Source organism: Methylorubrum sp. GM97 (assembly GCF_024347855.1).
GTDB classification, from domain to species: Bacteria; Pseudomonadota; Alphaproteobacteria; order Rhizobiales; family Beijerinckiaceae; genus Methylobacterium; species Methylobacterium extorquens.
Window position 1 is genome coordinate 1,632,080 of the sequence record NZ_AP025942.1, and the last position, 22,099, is coordinate 1,654,178.

19 protein-coding genes and 1 pseudogene are annotated in these 22,099 nt (G+C 70.1%); 9 read left to right on the forward strand and 11 right to left on the reverse strand.

What is annotated here, in order from left to right; all coding sequences use genetic code 11:
* Positions 1 to 111: 111 nt before the first annotated feature.
* The 5 genes from MSPGM_RS07650 (at position 112) to poxB (ending at position 6,507) form a co-directional block, all read left to right on the forward strand.
* The gene (locus MSPGM_RS07650; protein WP_012253162.1) at positions 112 to 831 is read left to right on the forward strand and encodes a Tim44/TimA family putative adaptor protein; all 720 of its coding nucleotides are present in this window, start codon (positions 112 to 114) and stop codon (positions 829 to 831) included.
* Between the two features lie 12 nt (positions 832 to 843).
* Positions 844 to 2,121: a murein transglycosylase A gene (locus tag MSPGM_RS07655; protein ID WP_301297636.1), complete on the forward strand. Its 1,278-nt coding sequence runs from the start codon at positions 844 to 846 to the stop codon at positions 2,119 to 2,121.
* Positions 2,118 to 2,903, forward strand: coding sequence for a Smr/MutS family protein (locus MSPGM_RS07660; RefSeq protein ID WP_012752495.1), 786 nt, complete (start codon positions 2,118 to 2,120; stop codon positions 2,901 to 2,903). The genes MSPGM_RS07655 and MSPGM_RS07660 overlap by 4 nt, the downstream gene beginning before the upstream one ends.
* Before the next feature lie 252 nt (positions 2,904 to 3,155).
* Positions 3,156 to 4,499 (forward strand): transcription termination factor Rho, encoded by a 1,344-nt coding sequence (gene rho / locus MSPGM_RS07665; protein WP_012752496.1) that lies wholly within the window; start codon positions 3,156 to 3,158, stop codon positions 4,497 to 4,499.
* A gap of 274 nt (positions 4,500 to 4,773) precedes the next feature.
* Positions 4,774 to 6,507, forward strand: a complete 1,734-nt coding sequence (gene poxB / locus MSPGM_RS07670) for a ubiquinone-dependent pyruvate dehydrogenase (RefSeq protein WP_003606775.1) — start codon at positions 4,774 to 4,776, stop codon at positions 6,505 to 6,507.
* 112 nt (positions 6,508 to 6,619) lie between these two features.
* On the opposite strand, the gene MSPGM_RS07675 is transcribed toward poxB, so the two are convergent.
* From MSPGM_RS07675 to MSPGM_RS07685, 3 genes and pseudogenes are all read right to left on the reverse strand, one after another.
* A complete protein-coding gene (locus MSPGM_RS07675; RefSeq protein WP_012752497.1) occupies positions 6,620 to 7,537 on the reverse strand; it encodes a hypothetical protein in 918 nt (305 codons plus the stop codon).
* Positions 7,538 to 7,843: 306 nt separating this feature from the next.
* On the reverse strand, positions 7,844 to 8,590 hold the full coding sequence (locus tag MSPGM_RS07680; protein WP_003607015.1) for a TerC family protein: 747 nt from the start codon (positions 8,588 to 8,590) through the stop codon (positions 7,844 to 7,846).
* A 16-nt stretch (positions 8,591 to 8,606) separates the two neighbouring features.
* Positions 8,607 to 9,535: pseudogene (locus tag MSPGM_RS07685) on the reverse strand (lipid kinase).
* 577 nt (positions 9,536 to 10,112) lie between these two features.
* Between MSPGM_RS07685 and MSPGM_RS07690 the strand changes: the two are divergent.
* Complete coding sequence (locus tag MSPGM_RS07690) at positions 10,113 to 10,934, forward strand: hypothetical protein (protein WP_012752498.1); 822 nt, start codon at positions 10,113 to 10,115, stop codon at positions 10,932 to 10,934.
* Positions 10,935 to 11,070: 136 nt separating this feature from the next.
* Positions 11,071 to 12,381, forward strand: a complete 1,311-nt coding sequence (locus MSPGM_RS07695) for a thermonuclease family protein (RefSeq protein WP_012752499.1) — start codon at positions 11,071 to 11,073, stop codon at positions 12,379 to 12,381.
* Positions 12,382 to 12,411: 30 nt separating this feature from the next.
* On the opposite strand, the gene MSPGM_RS07700 is transcribed toward MSPGM_RS07695, so the two are convergent.
* The 7 genes from MSPGM_RS07700 to MSPGM_RS07730 all read right to left on the reverse strand — a co-directional run bounded on the left by MSPGM_RS07700 (position 12,412) and on the right by MSPGM_RS07730 (position 17,452).
* Positions 12,412 to 13,290: an acid phosphatase gene (locus MSPGM_RS07700; protein ID WP_003607388.1), complete on the reverse strand. Its 879-nt coding sequence runs from the start codon at positions 13,288 to 13,290 to the stop codon at positions 12,412 to 12,414.
* A 166-nt stretch (positions 13,291 to 13,456) separates the two neighbouring features.
* Positions 13,457 to 14,347: an alpha/beta fold hydrolase gene (locus MSPGM_RS07705; protein WP_012752500.1), complete on the reverse strand. Its 891-nt coding sequence runs from the start codon at positions 14,345 to 14,347 to the stop codon at positions 13,457 to 13,459.
* The gene (locus MSPGM_RS07710) at positions 14,344 to 14,640 is read right to left on the reverse strand and encodes a helix-turn-helix domain-containing protein (protein WP_004447010.1); all 297 of its coding nucleotides are present in this window, start codon (positions 14,638 to 14,640) and stop codon (positions 14,344 to 14,346) included. The genes MSPGM_RS07705 and MSPGM_RS07710 overlap by 4 nt, the downstream gene beginning before the upstream one ends.
* A gap of 30 nt (positions 14,641 to 14,670) precedes the next feature.
* Positions 14,671 to 15,051, reverse strand: a complete 381-nt coding sequence (locus MSPGM_RS07715; RefSeq protein ID WP_003601485.1) for a type II toxin-antitoxin system RelE/ParE family toxin — start codon at positions 15,049 to 15,051, stop codon at positions 14,671 to 14,673.
* Between the two features lie 56 nt (positions 15,052 to 15,107).
* Entirely contained in the window at positions 15,108 to 15,950 is an 843-nt protein-coding gene (gene dapD / locus MSPGM_RS07720) for a 2,3,4,5-tetrahydropyridine-2,6-dicarboxylate N-succinyltransferase (RefSeq protein ID WP_003601483.1), read from the reverse strand.
* A gap of 162 nt (positions 15,951 to 16,112) precedes the next feature.
* Positions 16,113 to 16,580, reverse strand: a complete 468-nt coding sequence (locus tag MSPGM_RS07725; RefSeq protein WP_003601481.1) for a Crp/Fnr family transcriptional regulator — start codon at positions 16,578 to 16,580, stop codon at positions 16,113 to 16,115.
* A gap of 185 nt (positions 16,581 to 16,765) precedes the next feature.
* Positions 16,766 to 17,452: a response regulator transcription factor gene (locus MSPGM_RS07730; protein WP_003601479.1), complete on the reverse strand. Its 687-nt coding sequence runs from the start codon at positions 17,450 to 17,452 to the stop codon at positions 16,766 to 16,768.
* Positions 17,453 to 17,742: 290 nt separating this feature from the next.
* On the opposite strand from MSPGM_RS07730, the gene MSPGM_RS07735 reads away from it, so the two are divergent.
* Positions 17,743 to 18,336, forward strand: coding sequence for a L,D-transpeptidase (locus tag MSPGM_RS07735; protein WP_003601477.1), 594 nt, complete (start codon positions 17,743 to 17,745; stop codon positions 18,334 to 18,336).
* A 39-nt stretch (positions 18,337 to 18,375) separates the two neighbouring features.
* Here MSPGM_RS07735 and MSPGM_RS07740 read toward each other — a convergent pair whose 3' ends face one another.
* Positions 18,376 to 19,119 (reverse strand): YggS family pyridoxal phosphate-dependent enzyme, encoded by a 744-nt coding sequence (locus MSPGM_RS07740; protein WP_003601476.1) that lies wholly within the window; start codon positions 19,117 to 19,119, stop codon positions 18,376 to 18,378.
* Between the two features lie 307 nt (positions 19,120 to 19,426).
* On the opposite strand from MSPGM_RS07740, the gene leuS reads away from it, so the two are divergent.
* Positions 19,427 to 22,054 carry a leucine--tRNA ligase gene (leuS, locus tag MSPGM_RS07745; protein ID WP_012752502.1) on the forward strand — a complete coding sequence of 876 codons (2,628 nt, stop codon included), beginning with the start codon at positions 19,427 to 19,429 and terminating at the stop codon, positions 22,052 to 22,054.
* Positions 22,055 to 22,099: the final 45 nt, after the last annotated feature.

Sequence of the window (22,099 nt, forward strand, 5' to 3'; positions counted from 1 at the left end):
GAAGCCCTCTTCCGGAGCGCGGCGGGCGGGATCAGGGAGCGGACCTTTCCCGTCCGGGCGGCCTTACGGGCGCCGGACTCACGTGTGCGACGGTCACGATTCGGATCGGTGATGCAGGATTCCTTCGACGCAACCACTCTGATTTTCCTGGCGCTGGCCGTCTTCGTGATCTGGCGGCTGCGCTCGGTCCTGGGCCAGAAGACCGGCACCGAGCGCTCGCCCTTCCGGCCGGTGGAGCGCAACCGCACCGAGCCGCCGGCCGGCCGCGGCGAGGGCGACAACGTGGTGCGCCTACCCGGCGCCGACCGCAGCCCGGCGGGAGCGGCGGCGGTGCAGACTGCGGCCCGCGACTGGCGCGGCATCGCCGAGCCGGGCTCGGCGGTCGCCCGCGGCCTCGAACAGGTGGTGCAACTCGAGCCCGCCTTCGAGCCCCGCGCCTTCCTCGAAGGGGCCAAAGGCGCCTACGAGACCATCGTCACCGCCTTCGCCAAGGGGGACCGCAAGACCTTGCGCGCGCTCCTCTCGCGGGAGGTGTGCGAGGGCTTCGAGCGGGCGATCTCCGAGCGCGAGAAGCGCAACGAGACGGCGGAGACGACCTTCATCTCCATCGACAAGGCGGAGATCGCCGCCGTCGAGGTGAAGAACCGCGCCGCCCAGATCACCGTGCGCTTCCTCTCGAACCTCATCACCGCCACCCGCGACGCGGACGGCAAGGTGATCGACGGCAATGCCGAGACCGGTGTCGAGGTGCCCGACGTATGGACCTTCGCCCGCACGCTCGGCTCGCGCGACCCGAACTGGCAGCTCGTTGCCACCGACGCGGGCGGCTGATCGTTTCGCCTCATGCCGTGTTTGCGCGTTTCCCTTCCGGCCGCAGCGGTCCTCGCCGCTGCGGCCGTTTCCATTCCTGCCGTATCCTCGCCCACCGTACCCTCGCGCGCGGCGGAAGCGTCGCGCGTGCCGCCCCAGGTGGCGGGTGCGGTGCTGGAGCCGGTCTCCCTCGCCGCCCTGCCCGGCTGGCGCGAGGATGACGGGGCGGCCTCCCTCGACGCCTTCCGCCGCACCTGCGCCGGGCCCGGCCCCAATCCGCCCCAGATCGAGGGCGTGACGGGCTCGCCCGCCGATCTCGCGGCAGCCTGCGCCGCCGCGGACGAGGTGAAGCCGAACGAGGCCAAGAAATTCTTCGAGGCGCGGTTCTCCGCCTACCGCATCGTCCGCCCGGCCTCCGGAACGGAGCCTGAGCGCCGGGTCGGCTTCCTCACCGGCTATTTCGAGCCGGAGCTCACCGGGTCGCTCGAGCCTGGCCCCGGCTATACCGCACCCGTACTGGCCCGGCCGGACGACCTCGTCAGCCTCGCCCCCGGCGAGACGGCGCCGGGGCTCGATCCGCTCTACCGGGCGGGCCGGCGCACCGAGACCGGGCTCGTCCCCTATCCCGACCGCGCGGCAATCGAGGACGGGGCGCTCGGCGAGCGGAACCGGCCGCTGCTGTGGCTGCGCGACGCCGTGGACCTCTTCGTGCTGCAGGTGCAGGGGTCCGGGCGGGTGCGCCTGCCCGATGGGCGTGGGATGCGGGTGCTCTACGACGGCAAGAACGGCCAGCCCTACACCTCGATCGGCAAGCTGATCGTCAATGAGGGCCACCTGCCGATCAACGGGCTGAGCCTGGAGCGCTGGACGGCGTGGCTGCGGGCCAACCCCGACCATGCCCGCCGGCTGATGCGGATGAACGCGTCCTACATCTTCTTCCGGACCGAGCCGGTGACCGACCCCGCCCTGGGGCCACCCGGCGCCGCGGGCGTGCCGCTGAGCCCGGGGCGCAGCATGGCTGTCGACGGGAACCTCTGGCGCTACGGCCTGCCGTTCTGGCTGGAAGGCAAGCTGCCGGGCCAGCCCGGCCGCGGCCACCTGGTCGTCGCCGCCGATACCGGTTCGGCCATCGTCGGCCCGGCGCGCGGCGACCTCTATGTCGGCACCGGCGCCGCCGCCGGACGGGCGGCGGGGGACCTGCACGACCGGATAGGCTTCGTGGTGCTGATCCCGAAGCCCGCCTCCACCCCGGATGGTGCCGCCAAGGGCGCGGCGGCACCGGAGGCCGCTGCCGGAGAGGCGCGGCCGTGAGCGCGCGACCGCCGCGGCGCTCGCGCCTGCTCTCGCGCGAGGAGGCGCATCTCTGGGGCGAGATCGCCAAGCTGATCACGCCCCTGCGGGGCCGCGCCAAGCTGAAAAAGCCCCCCCAGAAGAGCCCCGCTGCCGGAGCCGAACAGCCCGCGCCGCCGATCGCCGCGCCTGCGGCGAAGCTCGCCAAGCCGGCTCCGAAGCCGGCCGCCAAACCTGCCGCCAAGCCTGCCTGGAAACCCGCCTCCCCTCCCCCGGCGGCGTCCGCCCCCGCCAAGCCTGCCCCACTGAAGCCTGTCCCCCTCAAGCCTACCCCTGCCGTCTCCCTGTCGCGGGTCGCGTCGAAGCCGCTTAAGCTCGGCGACCTCGCTCCCGAGATCGCCCGGGCCAGCGCCGCGCCCGCTCCCTCCGCTCCCCCAGCGTCGCCGGGGGCGCCGGGTCTGGAGCGGCGGGAGCGCCGCGGCTTGGAGCGGGGCACGCTGACGATCGAGGCCCGCATCGATCTGCACGGGCTTTATCAGGCGGAGGCGCACGCGGCCCTGGTCGGCTTCCTGCTGCGCTCCCGCGCGGCGGGGCATGCCCGCGTGCTCGTGGTGACCGGCAAGGGCGGCGAGGGTTTCGGCGGCCGCGACCGCGGCGGCTTCTCCGAGCGCGGCGTGCTCCGCCGCAGCGTGCCGCATTGGCTGCGGGGCCCGGAATTGCGCGGCCTCGTGCTCGGTTTCGAGGAGGCGGCGCGCCATCACGGCGGAGGCGGCGCCCTCTACGTGCGCCTGCGGCGGCGGTAGATCGGCTCGTCAAACCTTAAGATGGAAATCGGCGAGCGGGGTCTTGAGCCGAGTGGCGAAACGCGCTACTGAGCGATGCTCTCCCATTGCAGCCGTGTCGCATTCCGAGGTCTTTCTGGCCGAGCGGAACCGATGCGCGGGCCGGGCCGCGCGCCCGCGACGGCTACGGACCCCGGGGCGCTTCCCCAGCGCCCGGCTCTGCTCCCGAACCGGCCGACCATTCCCCGCCCTTCGTTGGTTGCATCTCCCCACATGACGTCACAGAACGACGCTCTCACCCCCGTTGAAGCTCCGGCCGAAGCCGTCGTCGCGCCGGCCGATCTCGTCGCCCGGCGTGAGGTGAAGCTTCAGGACCTCAAGTCCAAAACGCCGACCGAGCTCACGGCCTTCGCGGAGGAGGTCGGTGTCGAGAACGCCTCGACCATGCGCAAGCAAGAGCTGATGTTCGCGATCCTCAAGCAGCTCGCGGCCAACGAGACCGAGATCATCGGCGCCGGCACGGTCGAGGTGCTCCAGGACGGGTTCGGCTTCCTGCGCTCGCACGATTCGAACTATCTGCCGGGTCCGGACGACATCTACATCTCGCCGACCCAGATCCGCCGCTTCGGCCTGCGCACCGGCGACACCGTCGAGGGCCCGATCCGCGGCCCCAAGGACGGCGAGCGCTATTTCGCGCTGCTCAAGGTCAACACGATCAACTTCGAGAACCCGGAGAAGATCAAGCACAAGGTCCACTTCGACAACCTGACGCCGCTGTTCCCGACGCAGCGCTTCAAGCTCGAACTCGACAACCCACCGAAAAAAGATTTCAGCCCGCGGATCATCGACATCGTCTCGCCGATCGGCAAGGGCCAGCGCGCGCTGATCGTCGCGCCGCCGCGCACCGGCAAGACCGTGCTGATGCAGAACATCGCGCAGTCGATCACGATCAACCATCCCGAATGCTACCTCATCGTGCTGCTCATCGACGAGCGCCCGGAAGAGGTGACCGACATGATCCGCTCGGTGAAGGGCGAGGTCATCGCCTCGACCTTCGACGAGCCGGCCACCCGCCACGTGCAGGTCGCCGAGATGGTGATCGAGAAGGCCAAGCGCCTGGTCGAGCACGGCCGCGACGTCGTGATCCTCCTCGACTCCATCACCCGCCTCGGCCGCGCCTACAACACGGTCGTGCCGTCCTCCGGCAAGGTGCTGACCGGCGGTGTCGATGCCAATGCCCTGCAGCGGCCCAAGCGCTTCTTCGGTGCGGCCCGCAACATCGAGGAGGGCGGCTCGCTCTCCATCATCGCGACCGCGCTGATCGACACCGGTTCGCGCATGGACGAGGTGATCTTCGAGGAGTTCAAGGGCACCGGCAACTCCGAGATCATTCTCGACCGCAAGGTCTCCGACAAGCGCATCTTCCCGGCCATCGACATCACCCGCTCCGGCACCCGTAAGGAAGAGCTGCTGGTGCCGCCGGACGCGCTCAAGAAGACCTACGTCCTGCGCCGCATCCTCAACCCGATGGGCGTCACCGACGCGATCGAGTTCCTCATGGACAAGCTGCGCCAGACGAAGAGCAACGGCGACTTCTTCGACTCGATGAACACCTAAGGCGCGACACCGCGCCGAGGCTTTTTGCCGAGGGGGCCGGCCGACACGATCGGCCGGCCCCTTTTCGTTTCGGAGCGTATCGCGCCGACGGGATGGGTCGGGCACGATGCGGGCTAGCCGGTGCCGCCGACGTGACGATCCTGCCGGAGGCGACGCTCCCGGCATGCGAAATTGTGCAGTCTTTACAAAATCTTCGATCGATCGAACCTTCGCTTGCGTGTGACGTTGGCCCGCCGTCACCGCCTTTCGAGGCGGTTCTGTTCGGAGACGGCGCATGGCAACCCGCAACGTATCGGATCTCGTGGTCGAAACGCTCCAGCAGGCGGGTGTGCGCCGCGTCTACGGCCTCGTCGGCGACAGCCTGAACGGGATCACCGAAGCGATCCGCGCCCGCGGCGTCATCGACTGGGTCCATGTCCGTCACGAGGAAGTCGCCGCCTTCGCCGCCGCCGGCGAGTCGCAGGTGACGGGCGAACTCGCGGTCTGCGCCGGCTCCTGCGGACCGGGCAACCTCCACCTCATCAACGGCCTGTTCGACGCCCACCGCACCCGCACGCCGGTCCTGGCGATCGCCGCGCATATCCCGTCGAGCGAGATCGGCCTCAACTACTTCCAGGCGACGCGGCCGGAGGAGCTGTTCCGCGATTGCAGCCATTTCTGCGAGACGGTCTCAGACCCGGAGCAATTGCCCAACGTCCTTGAAGCGGCGATCCGCTCGGCCGTCGGCAAGCGCGGCGTCGCGGTGGTGGTCATCCCCGGCACCGTCGCGCTGAAGGAAGCGCCCAAGCGCGCCTTGTCCGCCCCCGCGACGCTGCGCCCCCGCGCACCGGTCACCGTGCCGCCCGCGGACGAACTCGACCGCTTGGCGGACCTCCTCAACGGGTCCAAGAAAATCACGCTTTTGTGCGGACGCGGCTGCGCCGGCGCGCACGCGCCGCTGATGCGGCTGGCCGAGCGTCTCAAGAGCCCGATCGTCCACGCGCTCGGCGGCAAGGAGCATGTCGAGCACGACAACCCCTACGATGTCGGCATGACCGGGCTGATCGGGTTCAGTTCGGGCTACGCGGCGATGGAAGCCTGCGAGACCCTGCTGATGCTGGGGACCGACTTCCCCTACCGCCAGTTCTACCCCGAGCACGCCAAGATCGCGCAGGTCGATCTGCGTCCGGAGAATCTAGGCAAGCGCTGCCGGCTCGAACTCGGCCTCACCGGCGATGTTGCCGCCACCATCGACGCGCTTCTGCCGCGCCTGACCGGCAACGACAGCGGGCGCCATCTGGAGGCCAGCCTCAAGCATTACGCCAAGGCGCGCGAGGACCTCGACGATCTCGCCACCGGCAAGGCGGGGCGCAAGCCGATCCACCCGCAATACCTCACCCGGCTCCTCAGCGAAGCGGCCACCGAGAACGCGGCGTTCACGGCCGATGTCGGCACGCCCACGGTCTGGGCGGCGCGCTATCTCTCCATGATGGCCGGGCGGCGCCTGATCGGCTCCTGGGCGCACGGCTCGATGGCGAACGCCCTGCCGCACGCTATCGGCATCCAGGCGGCGAGCCCCGGCCGGCAGGTGATCTCGCTGTCGGGCGACGGCGGCTTCGCGATGCTGATGGGCGACATCCTCACCCTGACGCAGGAGCGGCTGCCGGTGAAGGTCGTCATCTACAACAACGGCACGCTCGGCTTCGTCGAGTTGGAGATGAAGGCCGCGGGCTATCTCGAGACCGGCGTCACGCTCGAGAATCCGGATTTCGCGGCCATGGCCCGCGCCATCGGCATCCATGCCCACCGGGTCGAGGATCCGGGTGACCTGGAGGGCGCGATCCAGGACGTGCTGTCCCATCCCGGCCCGGCGCTCCTCGACGTGGTGACGAACCGCCAGGAACTGGCCATGCCGCCGAAGCTCCAGGCCGAGCAGGTGAAGGGTTTCAGCCTATACGCGCTCCAGGCCGTGATGAACGGACGCGGCGACGCGATCCTCGATCTGGCCAAGACCAACCTGCTGCGCTGAATCGGTTCATACCAAATCCGTTTGATCCCTTCGGGATGGCGGATTTGGGCTTCGCTCAGGCGTCGCGCGGGCTTGCTGATACGGTCCGCGCTTTCATCAAGCGGAGACCGTATCAGCCGCCGCGCCCGGCTTCCGCATTGAGGCCGCGCTGCGCCTTCGAGCGCAGGCGCTTGTTCTGAAAGACCAGCGTGACGGTGCCGCCGCTGCCGCGGTCCGACCAGAGATAGGTCTCGAAGGTACCGACCCCGGGTATGTTCGCGGTGGCGTCGATGGTGCCGCGACAGCCGAGCACGCCCTCGGCCTCGGACAGACGCATCTCGGCCTGGAGCAGATCGAAGGTGCCGAGGCTGACCGGGCAGGGGGTCCGCTCCCTCGGCGGCCGGTGCGCGGCGATCGACGCCGTCGCGAGGCGAGGCGGCTCGCCCGCCGCCGCATCGGCGGCCAGCGGCTGCGCGTGCCAGGTTCGGTCGGGTGGCGCGTCATCCCGCGCATCGGAGGAGGCCGCTGGCATCGCGGCGAGGGCGCGTGGCGCTTCCGCTTGCGGGGCGCCCCGCAGGGCTGGGGTGAAGGCCGGGCCCTGTCGGAGCTGGGCGGGTCCGCTCGGGGCACCATCGCGGCCGGCCCCATGCGATGCCCGTTCCTCGCTCGCCTCGACGGGTGCGCGGGCGTGCCCGACGACGATGGCCCGGCGCAGGGCCGTCTCCAAGCCGCGCAAGTCGCGGGCGAGGCGTTCGCTCAGCCCGGTGCGGGCCGATCCGGATCTGGTCTCGCAGGCCGCGAAGACGGAGACCGCGTCGCGGATCTCGTCCTCGGTCCACTGCCCGGCCGGCTTGCCGAACAGGTCGGCTTCATCTTGCGACACGGCCTGTGCCGAGGCCACGCCGAGCCGCCCGAGCCTCTCCTCCGCAAGGACGCGGTGCACGCCGCAGCCGCCGGCCGCCGCGAGGGCTGCGCGGAACGGCGAGGGTGCGGCGGCAAGGGAGGATCCGCACGCGGCGGCAAGCAGGGCCGGTGCGAGAAGGAAGCGCATGGGGGCAGTCGCCTGGGTTCAGGTCATACTGCTTAGACGCGCGGTGCGGCGTGAACGGACCCTTACCCGGCAGGCCGGGGCCACCGGGCTTCGGCCGCTATGCCTTACGATTCGTTGACCATCTCGTTCGGATCGACCGCACGTGACCCAAATGGAAACAGGTTCTCCGAGAGAGCCCGTCCCGGAAACAGGCTCGCTCCTATGTCATTCGCCGGGGCTCGCGCGGCCAAGTGCAGCGGACCACCCGGAAACGGTGTGAAGGCCCCCGGCCGGTCCCTGCGGTTTTCACGGGAAAACTGCCGCGCTTCAGGCCCCGCCCGTCGGCGTCTTCGCCCGCCTGCGGCGGCGGGCCGCCATGTTGAGGCCTTCCACGCCGGCCGAGAACGCCATCGCGGTGTAGATGTAGCCCTTCGGCACATGCGCCCCGAAGCCTTCGGCGAGCAGCGTCATGCCGATCATGATGAGGAAGCCGAGCGCCAGCATCACCACGGTGGGGTTGGCGGCGATGAAGCGCGACAGCGGGTCGGCGGCGATCAGCATCACGGTCACGGCGGCCACGACGGCGATCACCATGATCGGCACGTGCTCGGTCATGCCGACGGCGGTGATGATCGAATCGATCGAGAAGACGAGGTCGAGCACCAGGATCTGGCCGATGGCCGAGCCGAAGGTGAGCGCCGCCCGGCTGCCGGGCTTCTCCTCCGGGCTCGGATCGACGCTGTGGTGGATCTCCTTGGTCGCCTTCCACAGCAGGAACAGGCCGCCGGCGATGAGGATCAGGTCGCGCCAGGAGAAGCTCTTGCCCAGCACCGCGAAGACCGGCTCGGTCAGGTGGACGATCCACGCCACGGTGCCGAGCAGGGCCAGCCGAAGGATCAGAGCGAGACCGATGCCCAAGCGCCGCGCCCGGCTCCGCTCGGCCTCGGGCAGCTTGTTGGTGACGATCGAGATGAAGATCAGGTTGTCGATGCCGAGAACGACTTCCATCACCACGAGGGTCGCCAGCGCTGCCCAGGCAGTGGGATCGGCGGCGAGGTGAAGCAGGCTGTCCACGGGCGGATCCGGGGGTTCAGAAGGGAAGAGGGAAGCGGCTCGTGCCGCCGGGCGCGGCGTCCAACGGGGCGAGAACGCGCACCGCCTTCGGCATCACCTTGAAATGGGCCGGGGTCCAGGTGGTCAACTCGCCGTCGGTGTTGACCGCCCGCGGCTTGCGGGTCGTCAGCATCAGTTCCGTGGTCTCGAACGCACGCACATCCGCCGCCTTGCCATGGGTCCCGCGGCGCAGGGCCGGCAGCAGCGCGATCAGCCGCCACCAATGGGCGACTTCCAGGCTGTAGAAATCGAGCCGTCCGTCATCGACGGTGGCGTCCTCCTGCACGGTCATGCCACCGCCGTAATGGCGCCCGTTGCCGACCGACGCCTGGATGGTCGTCACCTTCTCGGTGCGGCCGTCATGCTCGATCGTCACGGTGAAGGGCCGGGCGCGGCGCAGGAGCCGGAAGGCGGCGATGGCGTAGCCCACCGTGCCCCAGGTCTTCTTGGCCTCCGCCGTCAGTTCGCTGGCGAGATCGGCGGAAAAGCCGACGCTCGCCACGTTGAAATAATAGTGCCCGTTGACCCAGCCGAGGTCGATCGCCTTCTCCGGTGCCGTCGGGATCACGTGGGCGGCCGGCTCCGGCTCGAGGGGCAGGCCGAGGGAGCGGGCGAGATCGTTAGCGGTGCCGAGCGGCAGGATGCCGAAGGGCAGCCCCGTCTCGACCAGGGCCGGCGCCGCCGCGTTCATGGTGCCGTCGCCGCCCCGAGGATCACCAGATCGACGGAGGACGCATGCCGCCCGATCACCTCCTTGCAATCGGCGCTGCCCTCCGGCTCGATGAGATCGAGCCCGCCCTCACGCAGGATCGTGCGGATCGCATCCAGTGGCGCTGACCCGCTGCGGGCCTTGGCGTTCACGAGAAGGAGCGCGCGGCGCTTCCCGGTCTCCGAGGTCGCGCTCAAGCAGCCGCTCCGCTCGCAGAGGGACGGAACAGGAAAACCAGCATGGCCGGCACAGGACTATCCTCGCACGCTTCCGCGCCGCGTTCGCGCCAGCGGTGAAAGAATCCGACATCACGGTCGACGCCTCGACCGTCAGAGGGGCCCGGACCCGTCCTCAGGGATCCCACCCGGTGCTTGGCACCGGGCGCACTCGGCCTGCTGCCTTCGCGCGCAGGACGAGCTGGGATCGTTACGCTCAAGGTGGGCACTTCCCGCGCGATGGCAAGAGTCCGGGGCAAGAGCGCGTAGCAAGAGCGCGGGGCGAGGGCCCGGCTTCGTGGGCTCCGACGCGGGAAGCTTGGACAGCGGGGGTAACGGGCCTTCCGGGGCCGGCACCGGTCGCATGGGGGCCCGACTCGGTGTAGGCACGGACCCGGTGGCAGAAAGGCGTGGAACCGTAGCGGTGCCGCCACGCGTTCCGTCTCACCGACCGCCTTCCGCGGAGTGCCGGCCGCCGTCACCCATCCGAGGTGAGCGCCGACGGTGACCCGGCCTTCCGCGAGGCATCTTCAGGCCTGCTCGCCCGATCGGTCCCGTCATGCGCCCCGTGCTGTTTCTGACCCTTCTCCTCTCCTCGGCCTGCGCGGCGGGAGGCGCCCTGGCCCAGCAGGGATCGAACTGGATCGACCCACCCGCCAAATCCGGCGCCGCCCCTGCCGGCGGCGAGCGGGCGAAGCCCACGGCCAAATCCGCTCCCCGGTTCGAGGTCGAACCGGAAGCGAGGACCCGTTCGCGCCGGGCCGCCGCCCCCTCCCCCTCCCCCTCCCCCGCCCGGCGGGACATGCAGCGCCAGGACCGCACCCGTGCCGCCGAGATGCGCCGCGCCCGCCGGGCCGCCATCCACGAGCGGGCGCGCGAAGAGCGTTACGGACACACGGCCCGGATCCACCGCCCGACCCCGCTGCCTCCCCTGCCGCCGGCCGCGAGCCTGGCCCGCGCCGAGCCGGATCCGCGCTTCTCCGATTGGGCCGTGGCGGCGCGTCGCCTGAGCCTCGGCTATCTCGACAGCGTGTCGGCGCCCAACGGCGTGATGCTGTCCGCCGCGCCCCGCTTCTACGGCAGCACGGTGCGCTTCCACGGCCGTGTCATGACCACCAACGCGCTGCTGGCCGAGAAGCAGCGCTTCGCGCAGCGCTGGCCCGAGCGGCGCTACGAGCCGCACGGGGAACCGCGGATCGCCTGCGACGGAGCCAGCGCCACCTGCCTCGTGCGCATCGTCCACGATTTCACGGCGGCCAGTCCGGCGCGCGGCGCGCGTTCGCAGGGGGTCGCCGAACTCACGCTGACAGTGAGCTTTGCCGGGGGCGCACCGGTCATCGTGTCCGAGGCGAGCCGCGTCCTGAGCCGGGCGGGGGCCTGATACCAGAGGCCGGCCGGAGGGCGGGATCAGCCGCCGCATCGACCGGATACTCCGGCCGGTCCATGCTGTAGAAGCAGCCGACGGGCGCCGCCGTGAGGGGCGCCCCGGCGACGATCGAGAACAGGGCATCGCACGCGTGAAGGGATCGGCAAAGGCTGCAGGCCGGAGCAAGGACGAGACGACGGCCCCGCCGGAGGCGCCGGTCTCCGAGGACGACCGCCGGATCCGCACGCTGATCCTGGCCGAGCTCGACCGGCGCGGCGCGCGGCCGGTGGCACGCCGGACGCTGGCCTTGATCGCCGAGGGCTTCGTCGAGCCCGCCGACGGCGTGCCCGGCTACCGGATCGTCGATCGAACCGGCACGGTGCGCCTGCGGGGCGAGGCGGGTGCCGGCGTTCCGCTGACCCTGCACGACCTCGTCGATGAGCTTCGTGAGCAGCACGCACCGCTGTTTCTCCCCCCTGCCCCCGAACCGGAGCCGGAACCCGCCCGCGACACCATCGCCGACGTACGGGCCGCGGGCGCCCGCTTCGTGGAGACGCAGTCCGCGCTGGCGCGCTCCCTGGCGAACACCTCCGCCGAGCGCAGCCGGGCGCTCGCCAGCGCCGCGAGCGAGACCGTCGAGGGCTGGCGCAGCCGGCTCGCCGAGCGGCTGAAGGCCCGGCCGAGGCCGACACCGGTCAGCGCCTCCCTCGAACCGGCCGAGGCCGCGCCGAACACGGCGGAGCGCCTGGCCGAGGCGCGCGCCCGCGTCGGAGACGGCTGGCGGCGCGTGGCCGGTGGGATTCAGCCCCGCCAGACGGCGACCCGGATTCGCGACCGCGCGGAGGATGCCTTCGCCGCCGGCAGCCGCCGGCCGGTTCTGCTGATGGCGTTCGGCGCCCTGGCCGGCGCGGGCCTCGTCGCGGCGCTCTCCCTGAGCGGACGCGACACGGAGCAATCCGGCCGCCCCACTCAGCAGACCGCGGAAACGCAGGCCCCGCAGACGGCGCCGTCCGGCTCGCCGCCCGCCGCGGATCGCGTCCCGGCGGCAGAGGAGCCAGCGCCGGACGCACCGCCCGCGGACGCGCCGGGGACTACGGCCGAGCGGCCGTCCGAGCCGGAGGCGCCGCGCAAGGGTGGCAACGGCGCCAATGCCATCGTTGGCGTGCCGGAGGTGATCGACACGGCGACATTGCGGGTCGGCGGCAAGGTCGTGCGCCTGTTCGGCGTCGAGTGGGTCCGCGGCGGCCAGTCCGACGAACTGAGCAAGTATCTTCGCAAGCGCTCGGTGACCTGTCAGCCCGCGCCCGGCAGCAGCGCACATATCTGCACTGTCGAGGGCCGTGACCTCTCCGAGGTGGTGCTGTTCAACGGCGGCGGCCGCGCCTCGTCGGAGGCGACGCCGGACCTCGCGGCGGCCGAGGATCACGCCCGCACCGAGCGGCTCGGCGTCTGGAAGCGGTGAGGCGTCGGGGCCCGGCCTATCCCGGCCCCTTCAGAGCAGGGGCTGGCGCGCGGCCGCATCCTCGCGGGCACAGAGCGCGGGATCGGGTTTCGCCCCCTCCCCGCTCAGCGCGCGTTTGAGGTCGGTCCGGGCGCGCTCGAGATCGGTGCGGAAGCCGGGATCGGCGAGCAGCACGGCGACCAGCGCCGAGGCGCCGGTGCGGGCGGCCTCGATATCGCTGAGCCAGTGAACCCCACACACGACCCGGCTCTCGCCATAGAGCCGGCTTCGCACCAGAAACTGCGTCGCCTTCTCTGGCATCAGGTTCGCCATGATCAGACCGTAGGCCCACCCCTGGCTGGCATGACCGGAGGGATAGCTGAAGCTGTCCGCGAGTTCGGCCGTGCGGGCGACGCAGATCGGCAAATCGTTGCCGACGAAGGGGCGCAGGCGACGGTAGCGCCGCTTGGCCACGCGGGTAGCGCGGGCGATGTCGATCCGGGCCCGGTCGAGGAGCCGCATCAGGTCCGGCACGCTCGCTTGATCGATGCGTTGGCCGAGGACGCAGGCATAGTCCTGCAGAAGCGCGGCACCGCCATCGGCGACGTCGTCGGTGGCGAGCGCCCAGCGCGGGCTGCCCTGGAAGGCGCGGGTCGCGTTGTAGACCGCCCGGTCCGCTGCCTCCGCCGCCGAGTGGCCCGCGGGCGGCGGCGGCAGGATCGCTACGAGATTCGGCGTCGCCTCCTCGCTGAGATAGCCCTTCGGGGCCGCGGCCGCGAGCTTGTCCTTCTCGAGCGAGGGGGCGGAGGTCGCCGGGCCGGCCGGTGCCGCCGGCTCGGCCTTGACGGGGGTGATTTGGAGCGGCTGGGCAGCCAGGATCAGCGTCAGCAGGGCGGCCAAGCGCACCGGCGCACGGGTCGGGCGGGACATCGGGGGAGGAGCTTTCAGGCGCCGGGGCTGAACGGATCGTGGCGGAGGCCAGGAGCGGGCGTCAGTTTCAGACTGATGCTTCCGGCCTGTCTAGGAGGGACGTGCGACGGATGCGTCACAGTCCCAATCCGCTGTCAGACCGGTCCGCTTTTTCCAGGGCGTGTTTTCAGGGCGCCCGGATCGCGGCGGCGACGTCGCGCGAAAACTCTTCGTGGGCGCTCAGCGCCCCCGGTACGGTGAGGGCCGAGACGCGGCCCGTGCCGATCAGCGCGTCCATCTCGGCGCCCGAGCGGCGGGGCGCCTTCTCCGGGCGCAGCACCCGCACGGGCGGCAGGCCGTCGCCGAACGAAGCCAGGAATTCCTCGCGAGAGGTGGCCGGATCGAGGCCGCCCGTCACGAAGGCCGCCGTGCCGAACCGGCCGCGGCTCTGGCGGGTGATACGGTGCTTGGCCGCGATCACGGCCGGGGTGACATGCGCCGGCTCGGCATAGACGTGGGCGCGCATCATCCGCCCGATGATCGGCGGGCTGATGTTGATCCGGTAGAGCGCCTCGCCGAGGAGCGGCATCTCGACCGCGCGGCGGATCCGGCCGAACCACGCGGCGCGCTCCGGCCCCATGGCGGTCGGCAACGGCCCGCGCCAGGTCGGCGCCACGAGCACGAGCCTCGCGAAGGCACCGGGATGGCGGCGCGCGGCTGCGACGAGGTAGGGCGCGGCATGGCCCGCGGCGACGCCGAGCGCGTAGGGGCCGGGGGCGGCCGCCAGCAGCGCGTCGAGGAAGGCGTGGAGGTTGGCCGGATTCAGCGGCAACCGCGCCCGCGGATGCGCGCCGAAGCCCGGCCAGTCGGGCACGAGGCAGCGATAGGTTGCGCTGAGTTCGCGGGCGAGCGGCCGCATCTCCTCGCGTGCCGAGATCGAGGAGAGGGCGGGCAGGAGCAGCGCGTCGGCGCCCTCCCCGATCACGGCACAGGGCGTCGCCACCCGATGCCCCGCGACGGTGAGGTCGAGGGTCCGGGTGGTGAGTGGACCGTGCGTTGCTTCCACTCTCGGCCTCACGCGGTTTCCAGGACTCGCCGCACGATCTCGGGTTCGCGGCTGATGACCGTGAGATAGGCCTGCATCGCGGGGTCGGGTTGCGCCCTGCCCTGTTCCAAGTTGCGCACGGTTTCGAGGGGCACACGGTAGCGGGCGGCGAACGCGTCCTGGGTGAGTCCGAGTGCCTCACGAATCGCCCGCATGTCGATCACGAGCGGACGATGCAGGACGTAGCTGCCCGACTCCGCCTCGTCCCGCGCGATGGCGACGGCTTCCTGAGCCGCTTGGATCAGACGCTGACCGAAATCCGTCATCGACCGGTTCTCCCGACTTGAGACGCGGCTTCATTCGCGCGACCACGAGCCACCTTCGCGGATCCTGCCGGCAATGCCCTGTCGATACAGGTCCGCGAGGGTGATGACGATGGTGCGAAGCGCGTTCCGCTCCGCCTGACTGATATCCGCACGTTGTCCCTTCGAGACAAGAGCGAGCAGGAATACCGGCACATCGGCCGCCGCGTAGTAGCTGATGACGCGATAACCGCCGGACTTCCCCTTGCCCTTGCCGGCAATCCTGACCTTGCGGACGCCACCGGTGCCAGGGATTACATCCCCGGCTGTGGGATCGGAGGCGACGGCGAGCACGATTGCGGCTCGTTCATCGTCGCTGACGCCGGCTGCCTTCGCATCGGTCAGATAAGTCGGCGTTTCCACGACCGCGTGCATGTCTTGAATGAATGCACGCGGACAGTCGATCCCTCAAGCGGCTTCGTGCAACGACGTCAGGTCCGCAGCAGCTCGTTGATGCCGGTCTTGGCGCGGGTGCCGGCATCGACGCGCTTGACGATCACGGCGCAGTAGAGGCCGGGGCCGGGGGTGCCGTCGGGCAGCGGCTTGCCGGGCGTCGTGCCCGACACCACCACGGAGTAGGGCGGCACGCGGCCGTAGAAGGTCTCGCCCGTGGTGCGGTCGATGATCCGGGTCGAGGCGCCGATATAGACGCCCATCGACAGGACCGAGCCCTCGCCGATGATTACGCCCTCGGCGACCTCGGCGCGGGCGCCGACGAAGCAGTTGTCCTCGATGATGACCGGGTTGGCCTGGAGCGGCTCCAGCACGCCGGCGATGCCGGCGCCACCCGAGATGTGACAGTTCTTGCCGACCTGCGCGCAGGAGCCGATCGTCACCCAGGTATCGACCATGGTGCCCTCGCCGACATGGGCGCCGAGGTTGATGAAGCTCGGCATCAGCACCGCGCCCGGCGCGATATAGGAGCCGCGGCGCACGAAGCAGCCCGGCACGGCTCGGAAGCCGGCGGCACGGAACTCGGCCTCACCCCAGTTGGCGAACTTCGAGGGCACCTTGTCCCACCACGTCGAGGAGCCGGGTCCGCCCTCGATCGGCACCATGTCGTTGAGGCGGAAGGAGAGCAGCACCGCCTTCTTGAGCCACTGGTTGACCTGCCAGGAATCGCCCGCCTTCTCGGCGACGCGGGCCTGACCGGAATCGAGCAGGTTCAGCGCCTCGTCCACCGCCTCGCGCACGGCGCCGGTGGTCGCGGTCGAGATGCCGGCGCGCTCCTCCCAGGCGGCTTCGATGGTCTTTTCGAGATCGGCGTGTGACATCGGGGTTTTCCGGACTGAAGTGGATTCCGACGAAGCGGCAACCGGTTCGTCGAGAGAATGTACGTTGACACGAGGATCGAGAGACGTCGGCCGATGCGATCGGGCCGGCGTCTCGCGTTCGGCGCGAAAGGTGGTCGTGCTTACAAAAGCCGCCCGGTCCTGTCACCGTTTGCGTGGCGCGACGCCCACAAGCCGCTCGCGCACGCCGGACAGGCCCTGCACGAGATCGAGCAGCTCCTCGGCCATGCCGTCACGAATCGCCGCCGCCGCGTCGGGAAACTCGCGCAGGACGCGGCTCATCACCGAGGGCGTCACGCGCATCGCTTCGGACGGCTCGACCGCGCGCGCATCCGCCGGCCGCTCGACCTGGCGGAAGAGGGCATTGCGCCCAATGACCCCGGAGCGCGCAACCGTGACCGGCTCCGCACCGGACCGCAGGGGGACGAGGGCGATGGTGCCGGACATCACGACGTAGCCGCCGTCGGACGGCTCGCCGCGGGCGAACAGCAGGTCGCCCTCCCCCAGGAGGCGGCGCTCACCGGCAAAGCAGAGCAGGCGCAGGGCGTCGCGCCCGAACAGCTCGAACACGGGGGCCGCGGCGAGGATCGCGATGTCGTCGTCGAGCCCCAACGCCTCTCCGCCCCTTGGCCGCGATACGCTACGCCTTTTGCATCGCCTCGCTTCCGAAAGCCGGCGACCACCTTTCGGGACGATGCTTGACGGTCCGGGCGCAAGCTTAACCGATGCCGAGGCGACGCGATACGCTGCCCGGCTGCGGGCTGTGCGGGACGGTGGATACCGGTGTCGATCGGCCCTCAGGGCAGCAGCTTATAGCCGCCGCCTTCGGTGACGAGGATCGCGGCGACCGCTGGGTTCGGCTCGATCTTCTGGCGCAGCCGGTAGATATGCGTTTCGAGGGTGTGGGTGGTGACGTGGGCGTTGTAGCCCCACACCTCGGCGAGCAGCGTATCGCGCCCGACCACCTCGCGACCCGCCCGGTAGAGGTAGCGCAGAATCGCCGTCTCCTTCTCGGTGAGCTTCAGCTTGGAGCCGCGCTCGCCGACCAGCAGCTTGGCACCGGGCCGGAAGGTGTAGGGGCCGATGCGGAACACCGCATCCTCGCTCGCCTCATGCTGGCGCAGCTGCACCCGGATGCGGGCGAGCAGCACGGCGAACTTGAACGGCTTGACCACGTAATCGTTGGCGCCCGCCTCCAGGCCCTCGACCATGTCGTCGTCGGATTCCTGCGCGGTCAGCATGATGATCGGGCCGCGATAGCCGTTGCGGCGCAGGGTCCGCACCGCCTCGCGCCCGTCCATGTCCGGCAGCGCGACATCCATCACCACGAGATCGACCGGCTCCTGCGTGACGCGGTTCAGCGCCCCGGTCGCCGTCGGCTCGCCGATGACGGAGAATTCGTCGTAGGCGTCGATCTGTTCCGTCAATGCCTCACGCAGGGCGTCGTCGTCGTCACAGACGAGGAGGCAATAGGGGTTGGACATCGACGCAGCGGCTCTCAACAAGCTTTCCGGACACCTGGACGTCGCACAGAGATCACGCAGGCGGCCAAGACAATTTCATCACGGCACGCCGATCCGAATAGGCATATGGCCCATTGGCTGGCCGCGGACGGAACCCATACGGTGCCGCCTGACGACAAACCTAGTTCGTTTTGCGCGCCGGGAAATCCAGATTGCGCGCTTATGCAGAATTTTCGCCATGTTCCACCTTTCTCTGCCGCGACATGACGTCAGGCCGGGCAAAGCTCGGAGCAAGCTGGGACAAACTGGCAATGCGCCGCGCTCAAGTTGCAAAGCAGACCGGGGCCGCGACTTCAGCTCAGGGAAGACCGCCCGGCGCCCTCGGCCTGCTGCGGGTGCGCCCGCTGCCGGGCGACCCGACTCGCGGCACGCTGATCGCGGGCGGGGTCGTGATCCCCTGTGCCCTCGGACGTTCCGGCATCACGACGCAGAAGCGGGAAGGGGACGGGGCCTCGCCACGGGGCATCTTTCGCCTGCGGGGCGGGTTCTATCGGCCCGACCGCTTCCCCGTCCGCCCCGTCAGTGCGCTTCCTCTCCGGGCGACGCGACGGGACGACGGCTGGTGCGACGCGCCCCAGGATCGCCGCTACAACCGGCCGATCCGGCTGCCGAGCACGGCGGCGAGCGCCGAGCAGCTCTGGCGCGACGATGGGCTCTACGACCTCGTGATCGACCTCGATTACAACCGCGGTCCGATCCGTCCGGGACGGGGCTCAGCGATCTTCCTGCATATCGCCCGCAGCGGCTACCGGCCGACGGAAGGCTGCGTCGCCCTGAAACCCGCCGACCTGCTGCGCCTGCTCCGCCGCCTCGGGCCGGGAACGCGGATGAAGATTGGACGATGATCGGTCGTTAACCGGCTAATCTATAGTGCGAGCAGCCGTTCAAGTCCGCTTCGTCCGCCGTCCGAAGATGGCCGTGCCGACGCGGACATGGGTGGCGCCCATCTGGATCGCCGCCGGAAAATCCGCGCTCATGCCCATCGACAGGATCGGCAGGCCGTGGCGCTCGGCGATGCGGGCCAACAGGGCGAAATGAGGGGAGGGCGGGTCGTCGGCCGGCGGGATGCACATCAGGCCGTGGATCGCGAGATTGTGGGTCTCACGGCACTCTGAGAGCAGGACATCGACCTGATCGGGGGAGACGCCCGCCTTCTGCGTCTCGTCACCGGTATTGACCTGGATCAGGAGCTTGGGCGCCCGGCCGCTCCGCTCGATTTCCTTGGCGAGCGCCGCGGCGAGCGACAGCCGGTCGAGGGAATGGATCACGTCGAACAGCTCGACCGCTTCGCGCGCCTTGTTCGACTGGAGCGGGCCGACGAGGTGCAACTCGACATCCGGAAAGCGCTCTCGCAGGGCCGGCCACTTGGCCTTGGATTCCTGCACGTAGTTCTCGCCGAAGATCCGCTGGCCGGCCTCCAAAGCCGGCAGGATGCCCTCGGCCGGCACCGTCTTCGAGACCGCGACGAGGTGGACGCTGGCGGGATCGCGCTCGTTGTCCTCGGCGGCCCGGCGGATGCTCGCGCGCACCTCCGCGAGCCCGGCGGCGACATCGGCCTCGCCGACCGGCGGCTTGGCGTCCAGGGTCTGATCCGAGATCTGATCCGGGGTCTGGCTCTCATCCATCATGGGCCCTCCTTGCGGCGGCGCAGACGCGACTTCAAGGGTCGTGGCGTGTTTCCCAGCCTCGCGCCGGCGATATCTGGCCTCTCCCGATTCGAGCGGAGAAGCCCCGCCGATGTTCGATACGCCCACCGACGCATAGGCCCAACGCGCGCAGGCGCCGCTCCGATCGCGTGGTGGCAGTCTATCAGCAGATCTGAACCGCGCCGAGCGTTGACCCTTGACCGCACGGATATGCTAGGTGCCGGGCTTCGGGCCCCGCGACACCGTTGCGTGCGGCCCACTCCCTTTTCCGCTGATCCCGGCGCTCCCGATGACCGATTCCGCACAGCCCTCCCCGACCGCGCAGGAGCGCCACCAAGAGCGCTACAACGCCAAGGACGCCGAGCCGCGCTGGCAGCAGGCCTGGGACGCGGCCAAGCTGTTCGAGACGAAGAACGACGATCCCCGCCCGAAATACTACGTGCTGGAGATGTTCCCCTACCCGTCGGGGCGCATTCATATCGGCCATGTGCGCAACTACGCGATGGGCGACGTGGTGGCCCGCTACAAGCGCGCCAAGGGCCACAACGTGCTGCACCCGATGGGCTGGGACGCCTTCGGCCTGCCGGCCGAGAACGCTGCCATGGAGCGCAAGGTCAACCCGCGGGAGTGGACCTACGCCAACATCGCCACCATGCGCGGACAGCTCCAGAGCATGGGCCTGTCGCTGGACTGGAGCCGGGAGATCGCGACCTGCGATCCCGACTATTACAAGCACCAGCAGCGCATGTTCCTCGACTTCCTGGGCAAGGGGCTCGTCACCCGCCGAACGGCGAAGGTGAACTGGGACCCGGTCGATCACACCGTGCTCGCCAACGAGCAGGTGATCGACGGGCGCGGCTGGCGCTCGGGCGCGCTCGTCGAGCAGCGCGAGCTGACCCAGTGGTTCTTCAAGATCACCGATTTCGCGCAGGATCTGCACGACGCCCTCGATGGCCTGGAGCGCTGGCCGGAGAAGGTCCGGCTGATGCAGCGCAACTGGATCGGCCGCTCGGAGGGGCTGGAGGTGCGCTTCGCCCTCGCCGCGCCGTTCGCCGGCACGGACGAAGTGACGGTCTACACCACCCGCCCCGACACGCTGTTCGGCGCCAAGTTCCTGGCGATCTCCGTCGATCACCCGCTCGCCCGGGCCCTGGCCGAATCCGGCCCGAAGGCCGCGGAGCTGCAAGCCTTCGCCGAGGAGTGCCGCCGCATCGGCACCGCGCAGGAGGCGATCGATACGGCGGAAAAGCTCGGGTTCGACACCGGGCTCACGGTGCGCCACCCGCTCGATCCGTCCTGGGAGCTGCCGGTCTTCGTCGCGAACTTCGTGCTGATGGAGTACGGCACCGGCGCCGTGTTCGGCTGCCCGGCCCACGACCAGCGCGACCTCGACTTCGCCAACAAGTACGGGCTCGGCAACACGCCGGTGGTCTGCCCCGAGGGCCAGGACCCGGACGCCTTCATCATCACCGACACCGCCTATGACGGCGACGGGCGGATGATCCATTCGCGTTTCCTCGACGGCATGACCACCGACGAGGCGTTCAAGGCCGTCGCCGACCGGCTGGAGGGCGAGACGCTGGGTGATGCGCCGGTCGCGCGCCGAAAGGTGCAGTTCCGCCTTCGCGATTGGGGCGTGTCGCGCCAGCGCTACTGGGGTTGCCCGATCCCGATCATCCATTGCGAGGCCTGTGGCCCCGTGCCCGTGCCGGTGGCAGACCTGCCGGTGAAGCTGCCGGACGAGGTTTCGTTCGACCAGCCCGGCAATCCGCTGGAGCGGGAGCAAGCGTGGCGTCAGGTGCCGTGCCCGCGCTGCGGCGCGGCGGCGCGGCGCGAGACCGACACCATGGACACCTTCGTCGATTCGTCCTGGTATTACGCCCGCTTCACCGCGCCCTGGCTCGCCGACGCCCCGACCGACCGTAAGACGGTCGATCACTGGCTCGCCGTGGACCAGTATATCGGCGGCGTCGAGCACGCGATCCTGCACCTGCTCTACTCGCGCTTCTTCATGCGGGCGATGCAGGCGACGGGCTGGTCCGGCGTGTCCGAGCCGTTCGCGGGCCTGTTCACGCAAGGCATGGTCGTCCACGAGACCTACAAGGATGCGGCCGGCGCCTGGACGCCGCCCGCCGAGATTCGCTTCGAGACGCAAGACGGAGCGCGCAAGGCATTTCACGTGAAAACCGGTGAGCCGATCGAGATCGGCCCGACCGAGAAGATGTCAAAGTCGAAGAAGAACGTCGTCGATCCCGACGACATCATCGCCAGCTACGGCGCCGATACCGCCCGCTGGTTCATGCTCTCCGACTCGCCGCCCGAGCGTGACGTGATCTGGACCGAAGAGGGCGTGCAGGGTGCCGCCCGCTTCGTGCAGCGCGTCTGGCGCCTCGTCCACGGAGCGACGGCCGCGAACGGGCCCGGCGGCACCGCCGATGCTCCCTTGCGCAAAGCCGCCCACAAGGCGCTCGCCGCCGTCGGCGAGGATATCGAGCGCCTGCGCTTCAACCGCTGCGTGGCCCACATCTACACCTTGGCCAACGCCCTCGACGAGGGCCTGCGCGGAGGTGCCTCGAAGGCCGCGGCGGGCGAGGCAGCCCGCATCCTCGTGCAGCTCATCGCACCGATGATGCCGCATCTCGCCGAGGAATCCTGGCGCGTGCTGGGCGGGGAGGGGCTCGTCGCGGAAACGGCTTGGCCGGTGGCCGATCAGGCGCTGCTGGTCGAGGACGAGATCACCCTTCCGGTCCAGATCAACGGCAAGAAGCGGGCGGACGTGACCGTTCCGCGCGACGCGGACGCCAAGGCCGTCGAGGCGGCGACACTGGCCCTGGAACCGGTGCAGCGCGCCCTCGAAGGCCGGGCCCCGCGCAAGGTCATCGTCGTGCCGGGGCGGATCGTGAATTTGGTGGTCTGACCGGCCTTTCGCATAAAACAGGTCTCGCGGCTGCCGCGCCCTTCC

Bases quoted from the DNA above. Each gene is read 5' to 3' on its own strand.
- MSPGM_RS07650 (WP_012253162.1), top strand. From the start codon at position 112: ATGCAGGATTCCTTCGACGCAACCACTCTGATTTTCCTGGCGCTGGCC.
- MSPGM_RS07655 (WP_301297636.1), top strand. From the start codon at position 844: ATGCCGTGTTTGCGCGTTTCCCTTCCGGCCGCAGCGGTCCTCGCCGCT.
- rho (WP_012752496.1), top strand. From the start codon at position 3,156: ATGACGTCACAGAACGACGCTCTCACCCCCGTTGAAGCTCCGGCCGAA.
- poxB (WP_003606775.1), top strand. From the start codon at position 4,774: ATGGCAACCCGCAACGTATCGGATCTCGTGGTCGAAACGCTCCAGCAG.
- MSPGM_RS07675 (WP_012752497.1), bottom strand. From the start codon at position 7,537: ATGCGCTTCCTTCTCGCACCGGCCCTGCTTGCCGCCGCGTGCGGATCC.
- MSPGM_RS07690 (WP_012752498.1), top strand. From the start codon at position 10,113: ATGCGCCCCGTGCTGTTTCTGACCCTTCTCCTCTCCTCGGCCTGCGCG.
- MSPGM_RS07700 (WP_003607388.1), bottom strand. From the start codon at position 13,290: ATGTCCCGCCCGACCCGTGCGCCGGTGCGCTTGGCCGCCCTGCTGACG.
- MSPGM_RS07710 (WP_004447010.1), bottom strand. From the start codon at position 14,640: ATGACGGATTTCGGTCAGCGTCTGATCCAAGCGGCTCAGGAAGCCGTC.
- MSPGM_RS07715 (WP_003601485.1), bottom strand. From the start codon at position 15,051: ATGCACGCGGTCGTGGAAACGCCGACTTATCTGACCGATGCGAAGGCA.
- dapD (WP_003601483.1), bottom strand. From the start codon at position 15,950: ATGTCACACGCCGATCTCGAAAAGACCATCGAAGCCGCCTGGGAGGAG.
- MSPGM_RS07730 (WP_003601479.1), bottom strand. From the start codon at position 17,452: ATGTCCAACCCCTATTGCCTCCTCGTCTGTGACGACGACGACGCCCTG.
- MSPGM_RS07735 (WP_003601477.1), top strand. From the start codon at position 17,743: ATGCGCCGCGCTCAAGTTGCAAAGCAGACCGGGGCCGCGACTTCAGCT.
- MSPGM_RS07740 (WP_003601476.1), bottom strand. From the start codon at position 19,119: ATGATGGATGAGAGCCAGACCCCGGATCAGATCTCGGATCAGACCCTG.
- leuS (WP_012752502.1), top strand. From the start codon at position 19,427: ATGACCGATTCCGCACAGCCCTCCCCGACCGCGCAGGAGCGCCACCAA.